Here is a 23,530-nt window from a genome sequence, read left to right on the forward strand (position 1 = left end):
TGCGCCACCTTCATGCATCCCGGACGGGGTCGTTTCCACTTCACCTGCCGTGCCGCATTGTGGCACGCTGTACTAGAATCTGGCACGAGAAGGACAGTGGCGAGGAGGGGAGTCAAGGGGTGTACGCAAGGGATTCCGCGAGTTAACGGGGAAATCAGATGGAAATGAAGAGCGTGACCAGGTCTTTGCGGATCCTGGAAGCGGTCGCGCAGCACCAGCCGGTGACGGTGGGGGAACTGACCGAGCTCTTCGGGCTGCCCAAGCCGACCGTGCAGCGCACGCTGGTCACTCTGAACGAGGCCGGATGGCTGCGGGCGAACCGCAAGGACACCACGCGCTGGGAGATCGGCGCGCGCGTGCTCGCCGTGCGGCCGGCGGCGCTTCAGGGGTCGAGTCTGTTCGCGGCCGCGCGGGAGCCCATGATCCGGCTGCGGGACGCGCTGAACGAGACGATCCACCTGTCGGTGCCGGACGCGCTGCAGTGCATGGTGGTCGTGGACCGGGTGGACCGCCACCACGCGGTGCGGACGTTCCACGCGATCGGCGACACCTCGCCGCTGCACGCCACCGCCACGGGCCGCACGGTGCTGGCCCACCTGCCGCCCGCCGAAGTCGAGGAGCTGGTGGAGCGCTGCCTGGAGAGCTACAGCGACGCGACGCTCGTCGATCCGGCAGAGCTGCGCGCCGAGCTGAAGCGGGTGCGCACCGACGGCTACGCGCTCAACCGCAACCAGTACCGTCCGGACGTCTGCGCGATCGCAGCACCCGTCCTCGACGAGGACGGCACACCGCTCGCCTCCGTGGCCGTCTCGCTGCCCGACTCGCGCTACGACGAGGCACGGCTGCCCGAGTGGGGCCGTCTGGTCGCCGACACGGCGCAGGAGATCACCGGCCGCCGCCTGGGCGCGTAACGGCCCGGCACGCGTGACAGGCCCCCTGGTGACGACCGGCACCAGGGGGCGTGGCACATCACGGAGTTCAGGCGCCCGCGCGCCCGGACGCCTCAGGCGGGAAGGGGGTCATCGGACGGGAACCGCGATGTACTGGTACTCCAGGAACTCGTCGATGCCGACCCGGCCGCCCTCGCGGCCGAGCCCGGACTGCTTGACCCCGCCGAAGGGCGCGGCCGGGTTGGAGACGAGGCCGGTGTTCAGGCCCACCATGCCCACCTCCAGGCCCTCGCTGACCCGCAGGCCTCGGTCGAGCCCCTCGGTGAAGACGTAGCCGACCAGACCCCAGGGCGTGTCGTTGGCCCGGCGCAGGACCTCGTCCTCGTCGTCGAAGGTGAGGATCGCGGCGACCGGACCGAAGATCTCCGTGTCCATCAGGCGGCTCTCGGGGGAGACGTCCGCGAGCACCGTCGGCGGGTAGAAGCAGCCGGGCCCTTCGGGCGTACGGCCGCCGACCAGCACCCGGGCGCCGCGCTCCACCGCGTCGGCGACCAGCTCCTCGACCTTGGCACGCCCGACGGTGTCGATCAGCGGGCCGACGTCGACGCCGTCCCGGGTGCCGGGGCCGACCTCGAGCGCGCCCATCCGCCCGGCGAGCCGCCGTCCGAACTCCTCGGCGACCGACCGGTGGACGAAGAAACGGTTGGCGGCGGTGCAGGCCTCGCCCATGTTGCGCATCTTGGCGACCATCGCGCCGTCCACGGCCACGTCCAGGTCGGCGTCGTCGAAGACGATGAACGGCGCGTTGCCGCCCAGCTCCATCGACGTCCGTACGACGGTGTCGGCGCACTGTGCGAGCAGCAGCCGGCCGACGGCCGTGGAGCCGGTGAAGGACAGCTTGCGGATCCGGCCGCCGCGCAGCAGCGGTTCGCAGACCTCTCCGGCGCGGGAGGTGGTGACGACGTTCAGCACACCGTCCGGCAGCCCGGCCTCCTTCAGGATCCCGGCGAGGGCGAGGCTGGACAGCGGGGTCTGCGGGGCCGGCTTGAGGATCATCGTGCAGCCCGCCGCGATCGCCGGGCCGATCTTGCGGGTGCCCATGGCCAGCGGGAAGTTCCACGGCGTGATCAGCAGGCAGGGGCCGACCGGGCGGCGGGAGAGCAGCATGCGGTTGCGGCCGTCGGGCAGGGTGCCGCACCCCCCGTCGATCCGCACGGCCTCCTCGGAGAACCAGCGGAAGAACTCGGCGGCGTACGCCACCTCTCCCCTGGCCTCGGCGAGCGGCTTGCCCATCTCGGAGGTCATGAGGCGGGCGAGTTCGTCGGTGCGTTCGAGGATGAGCTCGTGCGCGCGGCGCAGGATCTCGCTGCGCGCCCGGGGCGCCGTGCGGGCCCATGCGGCCTGGGCCTGGACGGCTGCCTCCTCCGCGAGCCTGGCGTCCTTGGCACCCGCGTCGGCGACATGGCCGAGGATCTCGCCGGTGGCCGGGTCGTCGACGGGCAGGGTGGCGCCGTCCGCGGCGTCCACCCAGGAACCGCCGATGAAGAGCTGGTTCAGTACCTCGGTCATGATGTCTCTCCTGGTCGATCGGCGCAGGGGTCGAGGAGTTCCGCGAGGTGCAGGGCTCGGACGCCCCGGTCACCGGCGAGGTGGTCGATCTGGGTGGCGCAGCTGAAGCCGTCGGCCACGACGGGGCGTCCGTCGAGGGCCTCGATGCGAGGCCCCAGGGCCAGGTCCGCGACAGCCATCGAGGTGTCGTAGTGCTCCGCCTCGAAACCGAAGTTCCCGGCGAGTCCGCAGCAGCCCTCGGCCTCGTCGACCGCGTGGACGCCGAGGCGGCGCAGCAGGTCGGCGGGGCGGCGGCTCTTGAAGGTGGCGTACTCGTGGCAGTGGGTCTGCAGGACGACGTCCCGGGGCAGCGGCGGCGGGGTCCAGCCCTGGTCGGCGAGGTCGGTGAGGGCCCCGGTGAAGGTGTGGACGCGGTCGGCGACGCGCTGTGCGGCCTCGGTGCCGAGCAGTTCGGGCACGTCGCGCTTGAGGGCGGCGGCGCAACTGGGCTCGGCCACGATGATCGGCCGGTCGTCGCCGTCGTCGAGGTGGGCGACCGTACGGGCCATGACCTTGCGGGCCACGGACAGCTGGCCGGTGCTGACCCAGGTCAGTCCGCAGCACAGGCCGTCCCGCGGGGTGCAGGGAACGCCGGCGTCGGCGAGGACACGGCTCGCCGCTCCCGCGACCTGGGGGCGGAAGGCCCGGGTGAAGCTGTCGACGAAGAGCAGGGCCTTCGCCGGACCGGAGGGCTCCGCCGCACGCAGGGTCTTCTTCAGGGCGCGCCGGGAGGCGAAGGCGGGGATCCCGCGCTTCGTGGTCACGCCGCCCAGGCGGGCGAGGAGCCTGCCGAGCGGTCCGCGCAGCAGGGCGTTGACCGGGCGGGCCGCGTATCCGGCGAGGGCGGAGGTCCTGGGCAGCCAGCCGAGCGAGTAGTGGGAGCGTGGCCTGAGCCTGCCCTTGTAGTGCTGGTGCAGGAACTCCGCCTTGTAGGTCGCCATGTCGACGCCCACCGGACAGTCGCTGGAGCAGGCCTTGCAGGACAGGCACAGATCGAGGGCGTCCTTGACCTCGGTCGAGCGCCAGCCGTCCTGGACGGCCTCGCCGCGCACCATCTCCTGGAGCATGCGGGCCCGGCCGCGGGTGGAGTCGTTCTCCTCACCCGTGGCCCGGTAACTCGGGCACATCACCCCGCCGGAGTCGCTGCGGCAGCGGCCGATGCCGACACAGCGGCGCACCGCGCCCGTGAAGCCGTCCGGGTCGTGGGGGAAGGTGAACGACGTGTCCACGAGCGGGAGTTCACGCAGCGCGAGGTCGGCGTCCAGCGGGGCCGGCTCGACGATGACTCCAGGGTTGAGCAGCCCGTCCGGGTCGAAGATCCGTTTGAACGCGGCGAAGGCGGCGAGCATGCGGTGGCTGTACATGACCTTCAGCAGTTCGCTGCGGGCCCGTCCGTCACCGTGCTCGCCCGACAGGGTGCCGCCGTGCGAGACGACCAGCGTGGCCGCTTCGGAGAGGAACCGCCGCATGACGGCCCGGCCGGTGTCCGTGGCCGGGTCGAAGTCGACCCGCACGTGGACGCAGCCCGCGCCGAAGTGCCCGTACAGCACACCGGTCAGCCCGTGCGAGGCCAGCAGCGCGCGGAAGTCGCGCAGATAGGCGGCGAGGTTCTCGGGGGCGACGGCCGCGTCCTCCCAGCCGGGCCAGGACTCCCCGCCGTCCACCAGCCGGGCTGCGAGCCCGGCCCCGTCCTCGCGGACCCGCCACAGCGAGCGCCGCTCGGCCGGGCTCTCGACGACCCGTCCGCCGGTCAGCCGGCCCTGTGCCTTCAGCACGTCGAGCAGCTCGGCGGCACGGCCGTCGACCGCGGCCTGGTCCTCGCCTTCGAGTTCGACGTAGAGCCAGGCGCGGCCCTCGGGCAGGCCGGTGACGGAGTCCGGGCCGCGGCGGACGCGCATGGTGGCGACGATCGCCTCGTCCATGCCCTCCACGGCGCTGGGCGAGAAGCGCAGGATCTCCGGCACGTCCTCGGCCGCGTCGACGACGTCGTCGTAGCCGAGGGTCAGCAGCGCCGATGCCTGTGCGGTCGCCACCAGGCGGACCGTCGCGGCGGTGACGACCGCACAGGTGCCTTCGGTGCCCACGAGCGCGCGGGCCATGTCGAAGCCGTTCTCCGGCAGCAGGCGGTGCAGCTGGTAGCCGGAGACCTGGCGCGGGATCCGGCCCAGCTCGGTACGGATCGGCGCCAGGTTGTCCTCTATCAGCTTCCGGAGGTCGGATTCGAGCCGCGCGATGATTCCGGCGTCGCCGGGATCGACCGGGTGCAGGCCGGTGCGGTCGGCGACGGCCCGCACACCGTCGGCCGTGACGATCTCCAGGGCCTCGACATGGCCGCTGGTCCGGCCGTCGCGCACCGACCGGTTGCCGCACGCGTCGTTGCCGATCATGCCGCCGAGGGTGCAGCGGCTGTGCGAGGACGGGTCGGGGCCGAAGTCGAGCCCGTGCGAGGCGGTCGCGGCACGCAGCGCGTCGAGGACGACACCGGTCTCGACGCGTGCGGTGCGGGCCGCGGGATCGATGTCCAGGATCCGGTTCATGTGCCGGGAGAAGTCCAGGACGACACCGAGCCCGACGGCATTGCCCGCCATGCTGGTGCCGCCGCCCCGGGCCGTGACGGGCACGTCCGCCTCCCGGCAAGCCCGCAGCACCGCGACCACGTCGTCGGCGGTGCGCGGGAAGGCCACGGCCCACGGCAGCACCCGGTAGTTGGAGGCGTCGTAGGCGTAAGGGCCCGTCGCCCCCGGGCCGGTCTCCACCCGCAGACCGGGCGCGATCTCGGCGATCCGGGCCGTCAGACCCGCCAGGTCGCGGGTGGCGGTGGTCATCGCTCTCCGGCTCCCGACGTGCCGGCCTCGACCGCCTTCGCCCAGGCCCGCAGGCCCTCGTCCACGCCCGCCTCGTCGATCACGAGCGCCGGAATCATGCGGACCACCTGGTTCCAGGCGCCGCACTGCAGCAGGAGCAGCCCCTCGTCGACGGCGGCGCGCTGGACGCGGGTGGCGGTCTCGGGGTCGGGGCTGCCGTCCTCGGTGACGAACTCGGTGGCGAGCATGAGTCCGAGGCCGCGGACGTCGCCGATGCCCGGGGTGCGGTCGGCGACCGCCTCCAGGCCCTGGCGCAGCCGCGCGCCCATCGTCTCCGCGTTCTCGACGAGCTTCTCGTCGCGTACGACGTCGAGGGTGGCGCAGGCCGCGGCGCAGGCGACGGCGTTGGCGCCGTAGGTGCCGCCCTGCGAGCCGGGCCAGGCCTTGGCCATCAGTTCCTCGGAGGCGGCGATGCCGGAGATCGGGAAGCCGCTGGCGATTCCCTTGGCGGTGACGAGGATGTCGGGGGTGACACCGAAGTGGTCGTGGCCCCAGAAGCGTCCGGTACGGCCGACGCCGGTCTGTACCTCGTCGAGGATCAGCAGGAAGCCGTGCCGGTCCGCCCGCTCCCGCAGCCCTTCGAGGAAGGCGCGGTTCGCGGGAACGTACCCGCCCTCGCCGAGCACCGGCTCGACGATGATCGCGGCCGTGTCGGCGGGCGACGAGATCGTCTGGAGGGTGTAGTCGAGTTCCTTCAGGGCGAAGCGGGTGGCGGTCTCCTCGTCCCAGCCGTACCGGTAGGCCGTCGGGAACGGCGTGACGACCACACCGCTCATCAACGGGGAGAACCCGGACCGGAAGCGGATCCCGGAGGTCGTCATGGACGCGGCGGCGACCGTACGGCCGTGGAAGCCGCCGTGACAGACCAGGACGTTTGGCCGGCCGGTGGCCTGGCGGGCCAGCCGCAGCGCCGACTCGACGGCCTCACTGCCGGAGTTGGTGAAGAACAGGCTGTCCAGGCCGGCCGGCAGCACCTCGCCCAGCTTCTCCACGAGGCGGCGCAACGGCTGGTGCATGACGGTCGTGTACTGACCGTGGATGAGCGTGCCCACCTGCTCCTGCGCCGCCGCCACGACCTTGGGGTGGCAGTGCCCGGTGCTGGTGACGCCGATGCCGGCGGTGAAGTCGAGGTAGCGGCGGCCGTCCTCACCGTAGAGGTGGACGCCCTCGCCCCGGGCGGCCACCACGGGTGTGGCCTGGCGAAGGTGCGGCGACAGTGCGGTCATGTTCGTCTCCCGGCCGTACGTCGAGGTCTGCTTGCGGTGATCCGCTGTATCCGACACCCCGAGCATCCGGGCCGCAGCGGGACGCGACAACGCGTGATCTGTCCAGCCGGAACGCGTTGTTCGGACGTTGTGTCAACCACCGGACCCCCCTGATCCCGCCCGTCCCTCCCGTGGACAGCTCTTGCGCAGGTCAGTGCCGCTTGTCAGAGTGACCGGGCAAGCAGGGAGACACCTTGAACGAGAACCGTCCGAAGGCCCCGGCCGGACACGCACCGACCGTCGCCGACGTCCTGGCCCTGCCCGTCCTGGCAGCCGGGCAGCCCCAGGTCGTCACCGGGCCGGCCGGGCTGGACCGGCCGGTGCGCTGGGTGCACATCACCGAGCTGACGGACCCGGCGTCCTTCCTCAAGGGCGGCGAGCTGGTCCTCACCACGGGCATGCCCCTGCCCGACGACACGGCGGGGGTCCGGCGGTACGTCGACGAACTCACGGATGTGGGCGCGGCCGCCCTGGTCATCGAGCTGGTGCGGCGCTACCACCGGCCGCCCGACGCCCTCGTCCAGGCCTGCCACGCCCGGGGGCTGCCGCTGATCACCCTCGCGCGGGACGTCAACTTCCTGGAGGTCACCCAGGTCGTCCACGCCCTCATCCTCGGCAGCCAGGCCGACGCGATGCGCCGGACGCAGCGGATCCACGAGGCGTTCACCGCGCTGACCCTGCGCGGCGCGGGACCGGAGGACGTGGTGCGCGCGGCGGCGGAGATGAGCGGCCGCACGGTCGTCCTGGAGAACCTGGTGCACCAGGCACTGATCTGCGAACCGTCGGGGACCACGGTGGAGGAGGCGCTCGGCGACTGGGAACAGCGCTCCCGGGCCACCGGGCCCGACGACCACACCGGGGCGGGCGGCCCGGAGGGCTGGCTCACCGCGCCCGTCTCCTACCAGGGCGAACGCTGGGGCCGCCTGGCCATGCTCCAGGCCCCCGCCGACGGCCAACCGGCCTTCGGGCCGGAGCACATCACCGTCCTGGAGCGGACGGCCATGGCCCTGACCGTCGCCCGGCTCATCCACGCCACGCCCTGGGAGCACACGGCTCACCGCACCGCCCTGCGGGAGCTGGCGGAGCAGCGCCACCACTCCCCCGAGGACGCCCGTGCCCGCTGCGCCGCGCTGGGCCTGCCCACGGAAGGCGTCGCCTTTCTGGCGATCCTCGTCGACCTGGGCCCGGGTGCCGAGGGAGGTGAGCTGGAGGCCCGGCTGCACGGCGAGCTCCGGTCGGCGGGGATTCCGGCCCTCGTCGGCGAGCTCGCCCCCGGGCGTCTCGGCATCCTGCCCGCCCTGCGCCCCGACCGGCCCTGGCGCCCCGTGGCGGAACGGCTGTGCCGTACCGCGCTGGGTCTGGCCCCGGGGGCGATCGTCGGTGTGGGCTCGGAGGTGGCGGACCTCGCCGGCACGGCACGCTCCTTCCGCGAGGCAGCCCGTGTCATAGAGGCCACCCCGCCCGGCCAGCCCCTCCCCCCGGACCGTTCCTTCCACGAGCTGCCGGACATCGATCTGCGCCGCCTGCTGTACGCCCTGCGCGAGGACACGCGCGTCCAGGACTACACGGAGCGCCGCCTCGGCCGGCTCATCGACCACGACACCCGGCACGGCACCGACCTGCTCACGACGCTGGGCCACTACCTCGACGCCGCCGGCAACAAGACCACAGCGGCCCGTCGCGGCGGCCTGTCCAGGGAGACCATGTACCAGCGCCTGCGCACCATCGAACGCCTCCTCGACTCCGACCTGGAATCCGGGGAGCGGCGGACCGAACTCCACGTGGCGCTCACGGCGTTGCGCGTTCTGCGCGCCGGGTGAAAGATGCCTCTGCCAAGGCGTCGGCATCATCTCTCGAGGGGGGTTCGATGAAGGTCGAGCGCGGTGGAAGGGGCAGCACTTGAATACCCGCCGGCGGATCATCACCGTCTGGGCGGGGGCGTGCCTGGCCGGGCTCGCCGCCACCGCCACTCTCAACTCCGCTTCCTACACGGCTGATTCGAACTCCCCGGCCCGGGAGGCCACACCGACCGGTGCGTAGGACTGCCAGGAGATCCACGACTCCATCGAGCAGGCCCGGGCCGAGGCCAGGCGCGAGCAGCAGGACATGATCGACGCCTCGCCGGACGTCTCGTACCAGTCGGTCGTCGTCGGGAGCGTGGCTGTGCCGCAGGAGTGTTCGGGCGAAGTGGAGTCCCGCTGAGAAGCACCCACGTGTGAGAAGGCGACGGGCGGCTCAGGTGTCGAAGTCCACCGTCAGGGTTTCGGAGACCGGGAACGACTGGCAGGTGAGGACGTAGCCCGCGTCGACTTCGGCCGGTTCGAGGGCGAAGTTGCGCCGCATGTCGGCCTTGCCGTCGGTGACGAGGGCGCGGCAGGTGCCGCAGACGCCGCCCTTGCAGGCGAACGGCAGGTCCGGGCGGGTCTGCTGGGCGCCTTCGAGGATGCTCCGTTCCCGGGGAGGGCGGAGGTCGTGGAGCGGCCGTCGAGGGTGACGGTGACCTGGCTGACCGGGCCGGTCGGGCCGGTCTCGGCGTGGTGGACCTCGCGCACGGGCTCGTCGTCGGCGTAGAACAGCTCCTGGTGGACGCGGTCGGCGGGCACGCCGAGGCCGGTCAGGACCTGCTGGGCGGCGCGCACCATGCCGTGCGGGCCGCACAGCCACCAGTGGTCGGCGGAGTCCACGTCCACCAGCGCGTCGACGAGGGCCGACAGCCGGTCGGCGTCGAGGCGGCCGGAGAGCACCTCGGCCTCGCGGGGCTCGCGGGAGAGGACATGGGCGAGCTGGAACCGCGTCGGATACAGGTCCTTCAGGTCGGCGAGCTCGTCGGCGAACATCACGGTGCCGGTGCGGCGGTTGCCGTAGAGGAGGGTGACCGTCGAGCGGGAGTCGGCGGCCAGGACGGACTCGGCGATGGAGACCATGGGCGTGATGCCGGAACCGGCCGCGATCAGGACGTGGTGGCCGGGGGCGGTGAGGTCGGGCGTGAAGGCGCCGGTGGGTGCCATCACCTCGACGGTGTCGCCGGGGCGTACGTCGCGCACCAGCCAGGAGGAGAACAGTCCGCCCGGTACGACCCGGACGCCGATGTGCGGGGCGGTGCCGGCGGGTGAGCAGATCGAGTACGAGCGGCGCTCGTCCCGGCCGTCGATGTCGCGCCGCAGGGTGAGCGACTGGCCGGGCTCGAAGGCGAACTCCTCGGCCAGCTCGGCCGGGATGTCGAAGCTGACGGCGGCCGCGTCCTCGCACAGCGGCCGCACGTCGGCGACCCGCAGGGGGTGGAAGACCGGACGTCGGCGGGCACGCGCGCGTGCCGCCGGGGCGGGGGCCGGCTCCATCAGGTCGTCCATCAGATCTCCTTGACGTACTCGAACGGCTCGCGGCAGGCGAGGCAGCGCCACAGGGACTTGCAGGACGTGGCGGCGAAGCGGGAGGTCTCCTCGGTGTCGTGGAAACCGCAGCGGGGGCAGGGCACCGAGCGGCGGGCCGGCGACAGTACGAGCGGGACCGGGCCGGTGGTGCGGGCGGGCGCGGGACCGGGCGGGGCGATGCCGTGCTCGGTGAGCTTGCGCCGGCCGGCCGGGGTGATCCAGTCGCTGGTCCAGGGCGGGTCGAGGACGGTGCGGATCTCCACGCGCGCGTAGCCCGCGTCCCGGAGCCGGGCGGCCACCGCGGCGCGCATCTCCGCCATCGCCGGGCAGCCCGAATAGGTCGGAGTGAGGCTCGCGACCACCGTGCCGTCCGGGTTCAGGGACACGTCGCGCAGCACTCCGAGGTCGGCCAGGGTGAGCATGGGCAGCTCGGGGTCGGGCACCTCCTCGGCGATGCGCCGGGCCCGCCGCGCGTCCAGGAGCGTCGTCACCATGCCGCCTCCGGGTGGGCGCGGGCGATGCCCTGCAACTCGGCCAGCAGCGGAGCGAGATGCTCGGTGTGCTCCCCGGTGCGGCCCGAGCCGGGGAGCGGCCGGTAGACAGGCATGGGCAGTCCGGCCGCCTCGGTGACCTGGCGCATCACGGCGACGACCTCGTCCCGTACGTCGTACGCCGTGAACAGCTCGCCCAGATACGGTGCCACCTGTTCCAGGGCCCGGCGCGTCCGGCGGTGCGACTCCTCGGTGCCGTCGCCGAGGCGCACCACCCACTCTGCCGCGTACTGCCGGTGGTACGCCAGCTCCTTCACGCCCTTGGCGGCGATCGCCGCGAGCACCGGGTCCCGGTGGGCGGTGAGCCGCTCGAAGCACGCGAGGCGCCAACTGGCGAACAGCAGCAGCCGTACGGTCGAGAACGCGAAGTCGCCGCCCGGCAGTTCGGCCAGGCGTACGTTGCGGAAGTCGCCGGCGTCCCGGAAGTAGGCGTAGGCGTCCTCGCCGCGGCCGGTGCCGTCGACCTGGCCCGCGCGGGCGTAGAGCAGACGGGCCTGGCCGAGCAGATCGAGTCCGATGTTGGCCAGGGCCACCTCCTCCTCCAGCTCGGGTGCCAGGGTGGTCCACTCGGCGAGCCGCTGGGCCGAGACCAGGGCGTCGTCGGCCAGGGTGACGCAGAGAGCGGCCAGTTCACCGGCGTCGACGCCGTCGGGCACGGCCGTGTCGACGCCGTGCAAGGGGTCCTCGAAGCCGGTGCCGTAGGCCCAGCGGGTGTCGTCCTCGTGTCCCTCGGCGAGGGTCAGATAGACGTGGTCGTCACTCATGCCCCTCTCCTTCAGATGTGCGGGACGTCGTCGGGGATGTCGTAGAAGGTCGGGTGGCGGTAGACCTTGTCGGCGCTGGGCTCGAAGAACGGGTCCTTCTCGTCCCGGGTCGAGGCGGTGATGTGCTCGGACCGCACCACCCAGATGCTGACGCCCTCGTTGCGCCGCGTGTACAGGTCGCGGCCGTGGGTGAGCGCCATGCGGTCGTCGGCGGCGTGCAGCGAGCCCACGTGGACGTGGTTCAGGCCGCGCTTGCCGCGCACGAACACCTCGTACAGCGGCCAGCCCTGCTTGCCGGACGGCTTCACGGACGGTTCCTCGGACGGCTTCTCGGGGGTCATGCCACCGCTCCCTTCTGTGCGCGGGCCGCCTGTTTGGCGGCGTGGGCGGTGGCCGCCTCGCGCACCCAGGCGCCCTCCTCGTGGGCCGTGCGGCGTCGTTCCGTCCGCTGGGCGTTGCAGGGGCCGTCACCCTTGATGACCCGCATCAGCTCGTCCCAGTCGGGAGTGCCGAAGTCGTGGCGTCCCCGCTCGTCGTTCCAGCGCAGCTCCGGGTCCGGGAGCGTCACGCCGAGCTTCTCGGCCTGCGGGACGGTCATGTCGACGAAACGCTGGCGCAGTTCGTCGTTGCTGTGCCGCTTAATCTTCCAGGCCATCGACTGCGCCGAGTTGGGCGAGGCATCGTCGGGCGGGCCGAACATCATCAGCGACGGCCACCACCAGCGGTCCACCGCGTCCTGCACCATCTCCCGCTGCGCCGCGGTGCCGCCCATCATCGTCATCAGCAGCTCGTAGCCCTGCCGCTGGTGGAACGACTCCTCCTTGCAGATCCGCACCATCGCGCGCGCGTACGGCCCGTACGACGACCTGCACAGCGGCACCTGGTTGCAGATCGCGGCACCGTCCACGAACCAGCCGATCACCCCGACGTCCGCGAAGCTCAGCGTGGGGTAGTTGAAGATCGACGAGTACTTCTGGCGGCCCTCGATCAGCCGCTCCGTGAGATCCGCGCGGTCCGCGCCCAGCGTCTCCGCCGCCGAGTACAGGTACAGCCCGTGCCCGGCCTCGTCCTGGACCTTCGCGAAGAGAATGGCCTTGCGGCGCAGCGACGGCGCGCGGGTGATCCACTCGCCCTCCGGCTGCATGCCGATGATCTCCGAGTGCGCGTGCTGCGCGATCTGACGGATCAGTGTCTTGCGGTAGCCCTCCGGCATCCAGTCGCGCGGCTCGATCCGCTGGTCCCGCGCGATCGTCGCGTCGAAGTGCTGCTGGAGAACCGGCTCGGCGCCGTCCGTCCCAGCGGGGCTGGAGCGTGTCGTATCCATCCGTCCCACTTCCCAACCGACCATTCGTTCGGTCCATGATAGGACAGGCCCGGGCGCCTTGGTAAGCCCCCGACCCTTGACATGCGCGGAGCGGATGGGATTACTTGACAACGCCGAAGCTAACCGAATGTTCGGTCGGTAGACAAGGTGGTGCGAGAGGTGACCCATACCGCTGACGCGACACCGGCCGCGGAGGCGATGTTCGCCGCGGACCAGGCCTCACGCGGGCTCGGTGTCGAGCTGCTCGAGCAGGGCGAGGGGACCGCCGTGCTCCGGATGACCGTGACCCCGGGGATGGTGAACGGGCACGGCATCGCCCACGGGGGCTATGTCTTCCTGCTCGCCGACAGCGCCTTCGCCTGTGCCTGCAACAGCCACGGCCCGGTGACGGTCGCGGCCGGGGCCGACGTCACCTTCGTGGCCCCGGCGTACGAGGGCGACGTGCTCGTGGCGCGGGCCGAGCAACGCACCCGGTTCGGCCGCAGCGGCCTCTACGACGTGAGCGTGCTGCGGGGCGACGAGGTGATCGCGGAGTTCCGGGGCCGCAGCCGCACCATCGGGAGCGCGAGCACCGGTACGGCCGCGAGTACGACATCGAAGGAGTCGCGATGACCGGGCAGCGGCGGGGCGAGCCCCTCCCCCACGATCTGCTGGACGACGCCGAGCGCCTCACCCGCGGGCAGCTGCGGGAGCTCCAGCTCGACCGGCTGCGCCGGAGTCTGCGGCACGCCTACGACAACGTCGAGACGTACCGGAAGAAGTTCGACGCCGCCGGGGTCACACCCGACGACTGCCGGTCGCTGGAGGACCTGTCCCGGTTCCCCTTCACGACCAAGGCCGATCTGCGCGACACCTACCCGTTCGGCATGTTCGCCGTCCCCATGGACCAGGTCAGCCGCGTGCACGCCTCCAGCGGCACCACGGGCCGCCCCACAGTCGTCGGCTACACGGAGAACGATGTGTCGATGTGGGCGGACCTGGTGGCCCGCTCGATCCGCGCCGCCGGCGGACGCCCCGGCCACAAGGTGCACATCTCCTACGGATACGGCCTGTTCACCGGAGGCCTCGGCGCACACTACGGCGCCGAGCGCGCCGGGTGTCTGGTGATCCCGGCCTCCGGTGGCATGACCGCCCGCCAGGTGCAGATCATCCAGGACTTCGGGCCCGAGATCATCATGGTCACGCCGTCCTACATGCTGACGCTCCTCGACGAGTTCGAGCGCCAGGGCGTCGACCCACGCTCCACCTCCCTGCGGGTGGGCATCTTCGGCGCCGAGCCCTGGACGGAGGAGATGCGCCGCGAGATCGAGGAGCGCATGGACCTCCACGCCGTCGACATATACGGCCTGTCCGAGGTGATCGGCCCGGGGGTCGCGCAGGAGTGCGTGGAGACCAAGGACGGCCTGCACGTCTGGGAGGACCACTTCCTTCCCGAGGTAGTCGACCCGATCACGGGTGAGGTGCTGCCCGAGGGCGAGGAGGGCGAGCTGGTCTTCACCTCCCTCACCAAGGAGGCGTTGCCGGTCGTCCGCTACCGCACCCGCGACCTGACCCGGCTGCTGCCCGGCACGGCCCGGCCCGCCTTCCGGCGCATCCAGAAGATCACCGGCCGCTGCGACGACATGATCATCCTGCGCGGGGTGAACGTCTTCCCCAGCCAGATCGAGGAGATCGTCCTGCGCACGCCCGGCGTCGCCCCGCACTTCCAGATCCAGCTGACACGGCGTGGCCGCATGGACCACATGACCGTCCACGTCGAGAGCCGCCCGGGCACGCCAACCGAGCTGCGCGAGGCCGCCGCCCGCGCGATCGCGCAGGACGTCAAGGACGGCGTCGGCGTCACGGTCGACGTGGCGATCGTCGAGCCGGAGACGCTGGAGCGGTCGGTCGGCAAGCTGCGGCGGGTGAAGGATCTGCGGTGACGTCCTATCGCCCGGCCTCCGGGCACCCGGTCTCGGCGGCCTGGTCGGGCAGGTAGCGGGTCCGTTCCAGCGGGGTGAGCGTGGTGTCGATGGCCGCGCAGATGTCGCGGATCGCGCGTGCCGGGTCGGGGAGGTCGATGTTCCACAGCTCGACGGAGGTGCCCGCGCTGATGGCCAGGGTGTGCCCGTCCGGGCTGAACGTCACCGCCGCTGCGCGCGAGCGGGCCGGCAGGGTTCTTCTGATCTGGCTGGTGGAGAGGTCCCAGAGGTGGACTCCTCTTGCATGGCTCGCAGCCAGGGTACGTCCATCGGTGCTGAAGGCCAGCGCCGCCACTTCACTCCTGACGTTGAAGCTGTCCTGGAGCTGACCGGTGCGGGCGTTCCACGTCTTCACGGTTCCCCTGGGTCTGCCTGCGGTGGCCAGAGTGTGGCCGTTCGGGCTGAACGCGAGGGACAGCAGGTCCCCGGCGCTCGGCTCGATGGTGCGATGGGTCCGGCCAGTGGCTGCGTCGAGCAGCTTGACCTGTTCGTGGCCTTCCCTGATGTGCGCGACGGCGAGTGTGCGGCCGTCCGGGGCGAACGCCAGCGTCCTGACGGGTTCGCCGTGGCCCGGGTAGGCGGTGCGCAGTGCGCCGGTCGACAGGTTCCAGATCCGCACCGATCCGTCATGGCCGACGACGGCGAGCCGTCTCCCATCGGGGCTGAAGACCGCCGTGTGGATGTTGCGCAGGGCCCGGCTTTGCAGAAGGCGGCCCGTGGTCACCTCCCGGACTTCGATCACCTCGTTCTTGGTGGCCCGGGCGGCCAGGGCGCGTCCGGTCGGACTGAATCCCACAGCTCCGAAGCGGTGAACCATGTCCGGCAACTGCTTTCCCCGGGGAGCCGGTTCGGTGTCGAGCGTCAGTGGGCCGTCGCGATCGCCGGTCCTTGTGTCCCACAGCTGTACCGCCCCACGGCCGGGCGGTGCTTGACGAACCGCGGTCACCGTGTTTCCGTCGGGACTGAATGCGATGTCGGTGATGAACGTATCTGCATGGCCTGGCAGCGTGCGTTGCGGGTGATCGGCGGACAGGCGGTGGATACGGATTGCGGGGTCCCGTCTGCTACGGGTCACCACAGTGCGGCCGTCCGCGCCGAGGGCCACGTTCGTCAACCACCGTCCACGATGTCCTGCGGTCATGGTGCCCAGCGCCGCGCCGGACGCGATATCCCACAGTCGCACCGTGTCCTCACCGCCCCTGATGGCGAGTGTGCGCCCGTCCGGAGCGAAGGCCACCTCGTTCACCTCGATGGGACCGTCACTGATGGTGCGCCGGACTCTGCCGGTGACCACGTCCCGCAGTTGCACCGACCTGTCGGTGCGGACTACAGCGTAGGTCCGGCCGTCAGGGCTGACGGCCACGGCAGAGCCATCGATCGGGCTCTCGTGGGCGGTCCGAGCGCGGCCAGTGGCCACGTCCCACGTCCGCACCTGTCCGCTGTAGCTTGCCGCGACGACAGTGTGTCCGTCTGAGCTGAAGGCGACCGCCTTTGGGGAGTCGCTGGTGAAGCTGTGCCGCGAGCGGCCGGTGGCCACGTCCCACGTCCGTACCGCCGTCGCGGATGCGGCTGCCACGGTACGCCCGTCAGGGCTGAACACCATGTGGCCTACGGTGTCGTCGAGGACGGTGAACGTACTGATTCTCCTGCCCGTGGCCGGATCCCACAGACCGATCACGGTGTCGGCGCCACTGAAGGTCGCGACGGCGAGCGTGCGTCCGTCGGCGCTGAGCGCCACGACTTCACTGCTGCCGGGGCCAGTGAACGTATGTCTGAGCCGCCCCCCCGGGCAGTTCCCAGATCCGCACTTTGCCGTCTTTGCTGTGAGTGGCGACGGTACGTCCGTCCGTGCTGACGGCGAGGGAATGCACGGGTTCGTTGCCACTGACGAGGCGCTTGCGCAACGGTAACGCCGCGGCGTCATACAGAGCGGCGGCTGCTTCACGCGTCGGACTGGTGCGGTAGGCATGGACAGCAAGAAGCGAGGCGAGATCGGGGTCAGAGTCCAGCAGAGCACTGGACTCGGCAGCCAACTGCCGTGCCTGGGCCACGTGCTGGGCACGCACCGCACTCTCCCACTGCCCCACCGCAAGCCCCGCAGCCACGAGCGCAAGGCACAACGCAGCGGTGACCGCGCCGAGCACCAGCCGGTACCGGCGACGCCCCTTCTGCTCGTGCACACGACTGGCGTCGAGGAAGGCCTGCTCCAAGTCGGTCAGGTCATCGCGCGGTGCGTCACCGAAGTGTTCCTGGGCGGCGGCGAGCCGGCTCCCCGGCACAACGCGCCCTCTTCACGCCCCAGTTCCTCCCAGGCATGGGCCGCCTCGGTCAGGTCCCGGTGCACACGCAGGCGTTCGCGATCGTCCTCGATCCACCCGCGCAGCCGGGGCCAGGCCGTGATCAGGGCCTCGTGGGCCATCTCGACCGTGTCGCCGTCCAGGGTGAGCAGCCGCGCCCCGGCGAGCGCGTCGACCACCCGGGCCATGTCGTCCCGGCCGGTGCCGGGCAGTTCAGCGCGGTCGACGGGACGGCGGGTGTCAGGAGTGCCGTCACCGGGGGCGATCAGGCGCAGCAGCACTCGGCGGGCGGCAGTCGCCTGGTCTTCGGTGAACCGGCCGTACACCTCCTCTGCGGTCCTGGCGATCGCGCCGTCCAGGCGTCCCGCCGCCTCGTACCCCGCCAGGGTCATCGTCTTGCCACGGCGGCGGCGCCAGGTCTCCAGCAACGCGTGGGACAGCAGCGGCAGTCCGCCCGGCGCGTCGGCGACCTCCTCGACCAGCCGGGCGGTGAGGGCGCGTTCGACGGTGAGTCCTGTGGTCTGGGCCGGTTTGACGACGGCTGCCCGCAGTTCCGCCCGGCTCATCGCTCCGGCCAGGAGGTTGGCATCGCGCAGTGCGTCGGCCAGGTCCCGGTGCTCGGCGCAGCGGCCGTAGAAGTCGCCGCGCACCGCGAGCAGCACGCGCAGGCGGCTCTCGGGCTGCCGGGCCCTCAGCAGCAGGTCGATGAAGCGAGCGCGTTCGGCCGGGTCGTGGCAGAGCGTGAAGACCTCCTCGAACTGGTCGACTATCAGGACGGTGTCCGCTCCGGCGCTGCCGTCGTGGGGTGTTGCGGGGATCGACACAGATGTGTGGGTGCGGGCGGGGCGTTCGCCCGGCGTCAGGATCCGGATCGCGGCCGGGCGCAGGTCCGGCTCCTGGGCGTGCCGGAGCACGGGTATCAGGCCGGCCCGTAACAGGGACGACTTGCCGCTGCCGGAGGGGCCGAAGACCGCGGCGAACCGCCGCCGGCGCAACAGCTCGACCAGGTCGGCGGTGAGCTGTTCCCGGCCGAAGAACAGACCGCTGTCCCCGGTCTCGAACCGTCCCAGTCCCCGGTACGGCGGGAGAGATCGGCCGTCGTCCCGGGAGTCGTCGGCGGCGGACTCCTCCACCGCCTCCTTCCACCGGGCCTCCCATTCGGCCTGGTCTCCGCCGCACGCCTCCGCATAGGCGAGGGCCACCGGCAGCGTCGGCAGCCGCTCGCCTCCCGCCGCCTGCGCCAGCGTGGTCACCGAGTAGCCCGCCCGCTGTGCCAGCGCCCGGTAGGTGATCCCGTTCGCCTGAGCCCTCAGCTCGCGCAACTCGAACGCGAACCGCTGCACCGGACCCGCCGCCGGATCCACCGGCACCTCATGACGCCCCGCCACGCCTACCCCCCCTCCGGCCCGCCTCATTGTCAGGCCGCCAGAACGGTACTGCCGGACAATGATCCAGCCGCTGAACTCGGCCGCATGGAATCCCCACCCCTCGTCCCCGCCTTCCCGACGCGTCCCTCGCGGTTGGGCTGGCTGGACGCGTTGCGCGGCATCGCGGCGCTCGTCGTGGTGTTCGACCACTCGTCGTACACCTTCATGCCGGAGTTCCGGCGGGAGCTGATGCCGGAGTTCAACACCAGCCGCTACGGCATCATGGTGTTCTTCCTGGTGAGCGGCTACATCATCCCGGCCTCGCTGGAACGCCGGGGCTGTGTACGGACGTTCTGGGTCGGACGGATCTGCCGCGTGTATCCGCTGTGGGCGGCCGTCGTCGCCGCACTTCTCGCCCTCAGTCTCATAGGCGTCGTGGAGTTGCGTGACTTCGGTGGGCAGAACGCCATCACCGCGGCGGTCGCCCACGCCACGATGCTCCAGGAGTTACTGGGGACACCCAATCTCCTGCTCGTCCTGTGGACGCTCTCGTACGAGATGTCCTTCTACCTGCTGGTCGTCGCTCTGTTCACGGTCCGTCTGCACCAGCGGTCCGCGGCGGTCTCGGTCGTCCTGGCCGGGCTCGCCGCCGTGAGCGTGGCGGCAGGGGTGGTGCTGCCGGTCTCCGCTCTGTCGGGCCTGGTCGGCGCGGGCCCGCTGATCGCGTTCGCCTCGATCGCCATGGTGGTCGCCATCGGCTGCGCGAGTTCCGGCTCACCCGCGCTGCGGGTGTCCGGGGGTGTGCTGGGCGGGGTCCTGGCGTTCGTCCTGGTCCTGTTCAACGGCACGGTCCCGCTGTGGGAGGGCCTGGTGATTGTCGCCGTGATGTTCCTCGGCACCGCCGTCCACCGTGCCGAGCACGGTCGGAGCACCTGGCGCGAGACGGCCGGAATCGCTCTCCTGGTGGTCGCATGTGCCGTGGGGAGTGCCTCCTGGTACGGCGACGGTGACCACTTCACGCGGCGCGGCTGGATCGTCGCGTTCCTGCTGGCCGTGCTCACCTTCGGCGCCGGGCTGTGGTGGCGCCGGCGGCGCATGCCGCGGATGCTGGCCGGCGCCGGGCTGTGGTGGCGCCGGCGGCGCATGCCGCGGATGCTGGCCGGACTGGGAACGATCAGCTACTCGGTCTATCTGGTGCATCCGGTCCTGCTGGCAGTGATCGACAGCACGATGGGCCGACGGCGGCAGGACAGTCCTGCGCTGGAAGTGGCGTTCTTCGGCGTGCTGCTGCCTCTGTGTCTGCTGACCTACCGTTGTGTCGAAGTGCCCGGCCAGGCCTGGGGCCGCCGGCTCACCCGCCGCCTGCGGTCACGCGACGAGCGTCAGCGGCACCCCGCCTCGCACGCCGGAACCTGAACCGTGCTGCCCGGGTCGATCGCCGCCGCGACGCCTGCCTCGGATGCGGCCGGCTTGCGGATCAGGAGCAGGGCCGCGTCGTCGTGCAGCCGTCCGCCGACGTGGGCCAGCAGTTCGTCGTGGAGTGCCCCGAGGGTGCGGGCCGGCTCGTGGGAGACATGGCGCTCCAGTCCTTCCGCGAGCGGGTAGAAGGCCCGGCCGTGGTCGCGGGCCTCGGTGACGCCGTCGGTGTAGAGCAGCAGCTGGTCGCCGTCGGTGAACGGGAGTGACTGGAGGCCGGGCGCGTGGCCGGCCAGGGCTCGCAGGCCGAGGGGCGGGGACGGCAGATCGGGCTCGACCGGGGTGACACTCCCAGAGGCGCTCACCAGCAGCGGGGGCGTGTGCCCGCAGTTCACCACTTCCAGCTGCCCGGGCTCCGGATATCCGGCGACGATGGCGGTCACGAAGTCGTCGTGGCCGAGATTGCGCGCCAGGCTGCGCTCGATCCTCTCGACCACGGCGAGCAGGTCGGCCTCGTCATGGGCGGCCTCGCGGAAGACACCCAGCACCAGCGCGGCCGTCCCCACGGCGGGCAGCCCCTTGCCACGTACATCGCCGACGATCAGCCGCACCCCGTGCCGGGTGGGGATCAGGGCGTAGAGGTCGCCGCCGATGCGGGCCTCGGCGGCCGCGGCGCTGTAGCGGACGGCCACCTGGAAGGGGCCGACGTTCGCCGGTACGGGCCTGAGCAGCGCGTGCTGGGCGGTCTCCGCGACCGAGCGGACGGCAGCGAGCACCCGTTCCCGGCGCCCGCGCAGGACACTGGCCAGGCCGCTCGCGAGCGTGACGGCCATCAGAGCCGACAGCACCGCGGCCAGTTCACGGCTCGGAACGCCGTCCCGGACTCCGAGCAGCGCGCCGAGCACCGCGGCGAGGAGGCCCACGCAGACGACACCGCGCGGCCCGTTGGTCGTGGCCGCGAGGGCGGGGCCGGCGGCGAGCAGGGGCAGCCAGATCATCCCCGCGCCGCCATCGGCGAGGTCGGCGAGCAGGACGGCTGTGACGACCAGTACAGGCAGGACGGGCAGGACGGGCATACCGGCGGCCAGCTGCGCGAAGGCGCGGCTGCGGGCCGAATCCCCGGCACCGGCGACTCGGCTTCTGGACGGCCCCGCAGGCCGGTGGTCGGCACCAAGGTCACGCGCATGGCTCATGTTCTTATCCGTGTCCCTCACCTGTGCGCGGGGTGCGAGTCCGGGAGCACACCCCTTAAATGTCTGATTTATCCAGAAAAAGGGTGACCGGGGCACCGGCAAGGAGCGGAATTTCAGATAGTGAGCGAGAGGCTCCGGGTCACCCGGCTCGCGGTCGGGAGCAGCCGCTCCCGGGCCTCCTGCAGACGGGACAGCCGGTTCACCGGGAGTGAGACGCCGAGGGAACCGACGGTGTCCCCGCTGTAGATCGGGACGGCGACGCAGACCGTGCCGAGGGCGTACTCCTCCAGGTCCGTGACGGCCGGGGCCATGGGGGCGGTTTCCAGCCGCCGGAGCAGTTCCGGCAGGCTGGTGATCGTGCGCGGCGTGAGGTCGGCGAGCTGGTGGCGGGAGAGGTAGTCCCTGCGGGCCTCGACGTCCAGCTCCCGGAGCACGGACTTGCCGAGCGCGGTCGCGTGTCCCGCGTCCTCGAAGCCCACCCAGAGATCGACGCGGGGCGTCCCGGGGCCGTCGACGATCTCGGCGACCCGGATCTCGCCCTCCTCGTAGAAGGTGAGGTAGGCGGCGGACGTGAGCTCGTCCCGCAGCGCGGCGAGCGTGGGCCGGACCCGGTTCAGCAGCGCCTGGGCACGGCCGGTGGACTTCAGGGTCTGCAGCTTGTCGCCGAGGACGAACCCGCCGTCGTCCAGCTTCCGCACGTACCCGTCGTGGACCAGGGTCCGCAGCAGGTGATAGGCGGTGGCCAGGGGCAGGCCCGTCTCCCGCGCCAGCTGCTTCGCCGGCGCGCCGTTCTCGTGCGCGCCGACCGCCTCCAGCAGGCGCATGGCCCGCTGGACGGACGTGATCAGCGTAGGGCCGGCTTGCTCAGCCATAGGACCAGCCTGCGTCAGGCGCAGGGAGGGGCAAGGCGGCCGGGCATCCGACCCGGCTCACCCCCGGGCCCGGGGCCGCCGTCGCGTTTGTGACGACTTCTTCACAGCCCGAAGGGTTGGCTTGAAACAGCCTGCTCGCTATCGTTCACGGACTTCACTCAATCGTTCAGTGAACGAATAGCGACAGGGAAGGTCGGTTTCATGTCCGGCACGCACCACCCAGGGCGTCGCTCGGTGCTCGCCGCCGGCACCGCCTGTGCGGCCTCGCTCGGCGCGTCCTGGCTGCTGTCCGGCTGCTCGGGCGCCACCGCCGCACCCGTCCTGCCGGCCGCCGCCCAGCGCGGCGCGCCCGACCGCGGCGGAACCCTGAGGATCGCCCGTCCGCCCGCCTCCGATGCCGAGACCCTCGACCCGGCGAGCTCCCTGTCCGCCTACGAATACCTGGGCGCTCTCTACAACCGGCTGGTCCGCATCGGCGCCGACGGCGAGCCGGCTCCCGACCTCGCCGAGTCCTGGGAGCCGGACGACGCGGCGCGCACCTGGACCTTCCGGCTCCGCAAGGGCGTCACCTTCCACGACGGCCGGGCCTTCACGTCCGCCGACGCCGCCTACACGCTGCGGCACATCCTGGACAAGGCCACGGCGTCCCCGCAGGCCGGCGTCCTCGCCCCCCTCGTCGACCCGGGGCGGCTGCGCACCCCCGACGCCCACACCCTCGTCGTGCCGCTGAAGGCTCCGAACGCCGAGTTCCCGAGCCTGCTCACGCACTACAACTGCTACGTCGTCCCCGAGGGCAGCGGGAAGTCCATCGGCCGCACCGGCATCGGCACCGGCCCCTTCAAGCTGGAGTCCTTCGCACCGGCGGGCCCCGGCCGCGTCACCGCGTACAAGGACCACTGGGCGGGCCGCCCCGTGCTCGACGCGATCGCCTTCTACTCGGTCGCGGACATGTCGGCCCGATCGAACGCCCTGCTCGCCGGGCAGGTCGACCTGCTGTCCCAGACCAACCTGGACTTCGCCACCGCCCGTGTCGTGGCCGCCTCCGACCGCGCCACCATCGCCCGGGTGAAGAACGGCCAGTGGTACGTGCTGCCGATGCTCACCACCGACAAGCCCTTCACCGACGTCCGCGTCCGCCGGGCGATGAAGCTCGCCTACGACCCCGAGCACGTCGTGAAGGCCGCGCTGCAGGGCGCGGGCAGGCCCGGCTGGGACAACCCGGTGCCCCCGGACGACCCGGCGCACATCTCCGCGCACCCCGAGCACGATCCGGAGCAGGCGCGGTACCTGCTGAGGAAGGCGGGCCACGAGGACCTGGCTGTCGACCTGTACACCTCCGCGTACGACCCCCTCTTCACGCCCATGGCGCTCGCCTACCAGGAGTCGGCGAAGCGGGCGGGCATCCGGATCCGCGTCAAGACGGCGTCGGCGGACTCGTACTACACGCAGATCTGGATGAAGCAGCCGCTGATGGCCACCTACTGGTACACCGGCCGGCCCGTCGACCAGCTCTTCAACCAGGTCTTCCGCGGCGGCTCCTCGTACAACGAGACCGCCTGGTCCGACAAGGGCTTCGACGCGCTGCTCGACCGGGCGCGTGCCGAGACCGACGACGCCAGGCGCCGTGACCTCTACGGCGAGGCGCAGACCTGGGTGATCGACAAGGGCGGCGCGATGACCCCGATGTTCGCCGACCGGCTCGTGGGCATCTCGCGCAAGGTGCGCGGCTACGCCGAGCACGGCTTCGAGTTCGACTACCTCGGCATCGGCCTGAAGGGGGCCTGACC

General features: G+C 71.8%; 19 protein-coding genes and 1 pseudogene. 6 read left to right on the forward strand and 14 right to left on the reverse strand.

The genetic code is table 11. The features are described 5' to 3' along the window. Positions 1–164 precede the first annotated feature (164 nt). On the forward strand, positions 165–911 hold the full coding sequence (locus tag ACQEV8_RS02360) for an IclR family transcriptional regulator (protein ID WP_432972341.1): 747 nt from the start codon (positions 165–167) through the stop codon (positions 909–911). Positions 912–1,019: 108 nt separating this feature from the next. Here the strand turns inward: ACQEV8_RS02360 and ACQEV8_RS02365 are convergent, their stop codons facing one another. From ACQEV8_RS02365 to ACQEV8_RS02375, 3 genes are read right to left on the reverse strand one after another with little or no spacing between them, the layout of a single operon-like run. Next, positions 1,020–2,459 (reverse strand): NAD-dependent succinate-semialdehyde dehydrogenase, encoded by a 1,440-nt coding sequence (locus tag ACQEV8_RS02365; RefSeq protein WP_432956916.1) that lies wholly within the window; start codon positions 2,457–2,459, stop codon positions 1,020–1,022. Next, entirely contained in the window at positions 2,456–5,323 is a 2,868-nt protein-coding gene (locus tag ACQEV8_RS02370) for an FAD-binding and (Fe-S)-binding domain-containing protein (RefSeq protein ID WP_432956918.1), read from the reverse strand. The genes ACQEV8_RS02365 and ACQEV8_RS02370 overlap by 4 nt, the downstream gene beginning before the upstream one ends. After that, positions 5,320–6,588: an aspartate aminotransferase family protein gene (locus ACQEV8_RS02375; RefSeq protein WP_432956919.1), complete on the reverse strand. Its 1,269-nt coding sequence runs from the start codon at positions 6,586–6,588 to the stop codon at positions 5,320–5,322. The genes ACQEV8_RS02370 and ACQEV8_RS02375 overlap by 4 nt, the downstream gene beginning before the upstream one ends. A gap of 233 nt (positions 6,589–6,821) precedes the next feature. Between ACQEV8_RS02375 and ACQEV8_RS02380 the strand changes: the two genes are divergently transcribed. Beyond that, positions 6,822–8,447: a PucR family transcriptional regulator gene (locus tag ACQEV8_RS02380; protein ID WP_432956921.1), complete on the forward strand. Its 1,626-nt coding sequence runs from the start codon at positions 6,822–6,824 to the stop codon at positions 8,445–8,447. Between the two features lie 165 nt (positions 8,448–8,612). Here the strand turns inward: ACQEV8_RS02380 and ACQEV8_RS02385 are convergent, their stop codons facing one another. The 6 genes and pseudogenes from ACQEV8_RS02385 to paaA all read right to left on the reverse strand — a co-directional run bounded on the left by ACQEV8_RS02385 (position 8,613) and on the right by paaA (position 12,637). Continuing rightward, positions 8,613–8,840 (reverse strand): hypothetical protein, encoded by a 228-nt coding sequence (locus ACQEV8_RS02385; protein ID WP_432956923.1) that lies wholly within the window; start codon positions 8,838–8,840, stop codon positions 8,613–8,615. A gap of 22 nt (positions 8,841–8,862) precedes the next feature. Beyond that, positions 8,863–9,977 (reverse strand): annotated as a pseudogene (gene paaE, locus ACQEV8_RS02390) (1,2-phenylacetyl-CoA epoxidase subunit PaaE). After that, on the reverse strand, positions 9,977–10,492 hold the full coding sequence (gene paaD, locus ACQEV8_RS02395; protein ID WP_432956925.1) for a 1,2-phenylacetyl-CoA epoxidase subunit PaaD: 516 nt from the start codon (positions 10,490–10,492) through the stop codon (positions 9,977–9,979). The pseudogene paaE and the gene paaD overlap by 1 nt, the downstream one beginning before the upstream one ends. Continuing rightward, on the reverse strand, positions 10,486–11,313 hold the full coding sequence (gene paaC / locus ACQEV8_RS02400) for a 1,2-phenylacetyl-CoA epoxidase subunit PaaC (protein WP_432956926.1): 828 nt from the start codon (positions 11,311–11,313) through the stop codon (positions 10,486–10,488). The genes paaD and paaC overlap by 7 nt, the downstream gene beginning before the upstream one ends. A gap of 11 nt (positions 11,314–11,324) precedes the next feature. After that, a complete protein-coding gene (gene paaB, locus ACQEV8_RS02405) occupies positions 11,325–11,654 on the reverse strand; it encodes a 1,2-phenylacetyl-CoA epoxidase subunit PaaB (protein ID WP_432956928.1) in 330 nt (109 codons plus the stop codon). After that, a complete protein-coding gene (paaA, locus tag ACQEV8_RS02410) occupies positions 11,651–12,637 on the reverse strand; it encodes a 1,2-phenylacetyl-CoA epoxidase subunit PaaA (RefSeq protein WP_432956929.1) in 987 nt (328 codons plus the stop codon). The genes paaB and paaA overlap by 4 nt, the downstream gene beginning before the upstream one ends. 198 nt (positions 12,638–12,835) lie before the next feature. On the opposite strand from paaA, the gene paaI reads away from it, so the two are divergent. After that, entirely contained in the window at positions 12,836–13,249 is a 414-nt protein-coding gene (gene paaI, locus ACQEV8_RS02415) for a hydroxyphenylacetyl-CoA thioesterase PaaI (RefSeq protein WP_432972344.1), read from the forward strand. After that, positions 13,246–14,559, forward strand: a complete 1,314-nt coding sequence (gene paaK, locus ACQEV8_RS02420; RefSeq protein WP_432956931.1) for a phenylacetate--CoA ligase PaaK — start codon at positions 13,246–13,248, stop codon at positions 14,557–14,559. Before paaI ends, paaK begins: the two co-directional genes overlap by 4 nt. A gap of 4 nt (positions 14,560–14,563) precedes the next feature. Here paaK and ACQEV8_RS02425 read toward each other — a convergent pair whose 3' ends face one another. From ACQEV8_RS02425 to ACQEV8_RS02435, 3 genes are read right to left on the reverse strand one after another with little or no spacing between them, the layout of a single operon-like run. After that, positions 14,564–16,336 (reverse strand): WD40 repeat domain-containing protein, encoded by a 1,773-nt coding sequence (locus ACQEV8_RS02425; RefSeq protein WP_432956932.1) that lies wholly within the window; start codon positions 16,334–16,336, stop codon positions 14,564–14,566. 4 nt (positions 16,337–16,340) lie between these two features. Further along, on the reverse strand, positions 16,341–16,808 hold the full coding sequence (locus tag ACQEV8_RS02430) for a hypothetical protein (RefSeq protein WP_432956935.1): 468 nt from the start codon (positions 16,806–16,808) through the stop codon (positions 16,341–16,343). 5 nt (positions 16,809–16,813) lie between these two features. Further along, on the reverse strand, positions 16,814–18,283 hold the full coding sequence (locus tag ACQEV8_RS02435) for a helix-turn-helix domain-containing protein (protein WP_432956937.1): 1,470 nt from the start codon (positions 18,281–18,283) through the stop codon (positions 16,814–16,816). A gap of 84 nt (positions 18,284–18,367) precedes the next feature. Here ACQEV8_RS02435 and ACQEV8_RS02440 point away from each other — a divergent pair, with 84 nt between their 5' ends. After that, the gene (locus ACQEV8_RS02440; protein WP_432956940.1) at positions 18,368–19,678 is read left to right on the forward strand and encodes an acyltransferase family protein; all 1,311 of its coding nucleotides are present in this window, start codon (positions 18,368–18,370) and stop codon (positions 19,676–19,678) included. On the opposite strand, the gene ACQEV8_RS02445 is transcribed toward ACQEV8_RS02440, so the two are convergent. Beyond that, positions 19,645–20,871, reverse strand: a complete 1,227-nt coding sequence (locus ACQEV8_RS02445; protein ID WP_432956942.1) for a PP2C family protein-serine/threonine phosphatase — start codon at positions 20,869–20,871, stop codon at positions 19,645–19,647. The genes ACQEV8_RS02440 and ACQEV8_RS02445 overlap by 34 nt on opposite strands. 113 nt (positions 20,872–20,984) lie before the next feature. Next, the gene (locus ACQEV8_RS02450) at positions 20,985–21,743 is read right to left on the reverse strand and encodes an IclR family transcriptional regulator (protein ID WP_432956945.1); all 759 of its coding nucleotides are present in this window, start codon (positions 21,741–21,743) and stop codon (positions 20,985–20,987) included. A 201-nt stretch (positions 21,744–21,944) separates the two neighbouring features. Here ACQEV8_RS02450 and ACQEV8_RS02455 point away from each other — a divergent pair, with 201 nt between their 5' ends. Beyond that, positions 21,945–23,528, forward strand: a complete 1,584-nt coding sequence (locus ACQEV8_RS02455; protein ID WP_432956947.1) for an ABC transporter substrate-binding protein — start codon at positions 21,945–21,947, stop codon at positions 23,526–23,528. The last annotated feature ends 2 nt before the right edge of the window (positions 23,529–23,530 follow it).

The sequence above is a fragment of the Streptomyces sp. CA-179760 genome, from assembly GCF_050937045.1.
Classification (GTDB): domain Bacteria; phylum Actinomycetota; class Actinomycetes; order Streptomycetales; family Streptomycetaceae; genus Streptomyces.

What these genes read in the sequence shown, in the direction of transcription:
- ACQEV8_RS02365 (WP_432956916.1), bottom strand. Translation starts at nt 2,459, where the DNA reads ATGACCGAGGTACTGAACCAGCTCTTCATCGGCGGTTCCTGGGTGGAC.
- ACQEV8_RS02445 (WP_432956942.1), bottom strand. Translation starts at nt 20,871, where the DNA reads ATGAGCCATGCGCGTGACCTTGGTGCCGACCACCGGCCTGCGGGGCCG.
- ACQEV8_RS02440 (WP_432956940.1), top strand. Translation starts at nt 18,368, where the DNA reads ATGGAATCCCCACCCCTCGTCCCCGCCTTCCCGACGCGTCCCTCGCGG.
- paaB (WP_432956928.1), bottom strand. Translation starts at nt 11,654, where the DNA reads ATGACCCCCGAGAAGCCGTCCGAGGAACCGTCCGTGAAGCCGTCCGGC.
- ACQEV8_RS02455 (WP_432956947.1), top strand. Translation starts at nt 21,945, where the DNA reads ATGTCCGGCACGCACCACCCAGGGCGTCGCTCGGTGCTCGCCGCCGGC.
- paaD (WP_432956925.1), bottom strand. Translation starts at nt 10,492, where the DNA reads ATGGTGACGACGCTCCTGGACGCGCGGCGGGCCCGGCGCATCGCCGAG.
- ACQEV8_RS02375 (WP_432956919.1), bottom strand. Translation starts at nt 6,588, where the DNA reads ATGACCGCACTGTCGCCGCACCTTCGCCAGGCCACACCCGTGGTGGCC.
- ACQEV8_RS02360 (WP_432972341.1), top strand. Translation starts at nt 165, where the DNA reads ATGAAGAGCGTGACCAGGTCTTTGCGGATCCTGGAAGCGGTCGCGCAG.
- ACQEV8_RS02370 (WP_432956918.1), bottom strand. Translation starts at nt 5,323, where the DNA reads ATGACCACCGCCACCCGCGACCTGGCGGGTCTGACGGCCCGGATCGCC.
- paaC (WP_432956926.1), bottom strand. Translation starts at nt 11,313, where the DNA reads ATGAGTGACGACCACGTCTATCTGACCCTCGCCGAGGGACACGAGGAC.
- paaK (WP_432956931.1), top strand. Translation starts at nt 13,246, where the DNA reads ATGACCGGGCAGCGGCGGGGCGAGCCCCTCCCCCACGATCTGCTGGAC.
- paaI (WP_432972344.1), top strand. Translation starts at nt 12,836, where the DNA reads ATGTTCGCCGCGGACCAGGCCTCACGCGGGCTCGGTGTCGAGCTGCTC.
- paaA (WP_432956929.1), bottom strand. Translation starts at nt 12,637, where the DNA reads ATGGATACGACACGCTCCAGCCCCGCTGGGACGGACGGCGCCGAGCCG.
- ACQEV8_RS02450 (WP_432956945.1), bottom strand. Translation starts at nt 21,743, where the DNA reads ATGGCTGAGCAAGCCGGCCCTACGCTGATCACGTCCGTCCAGCGGGCC.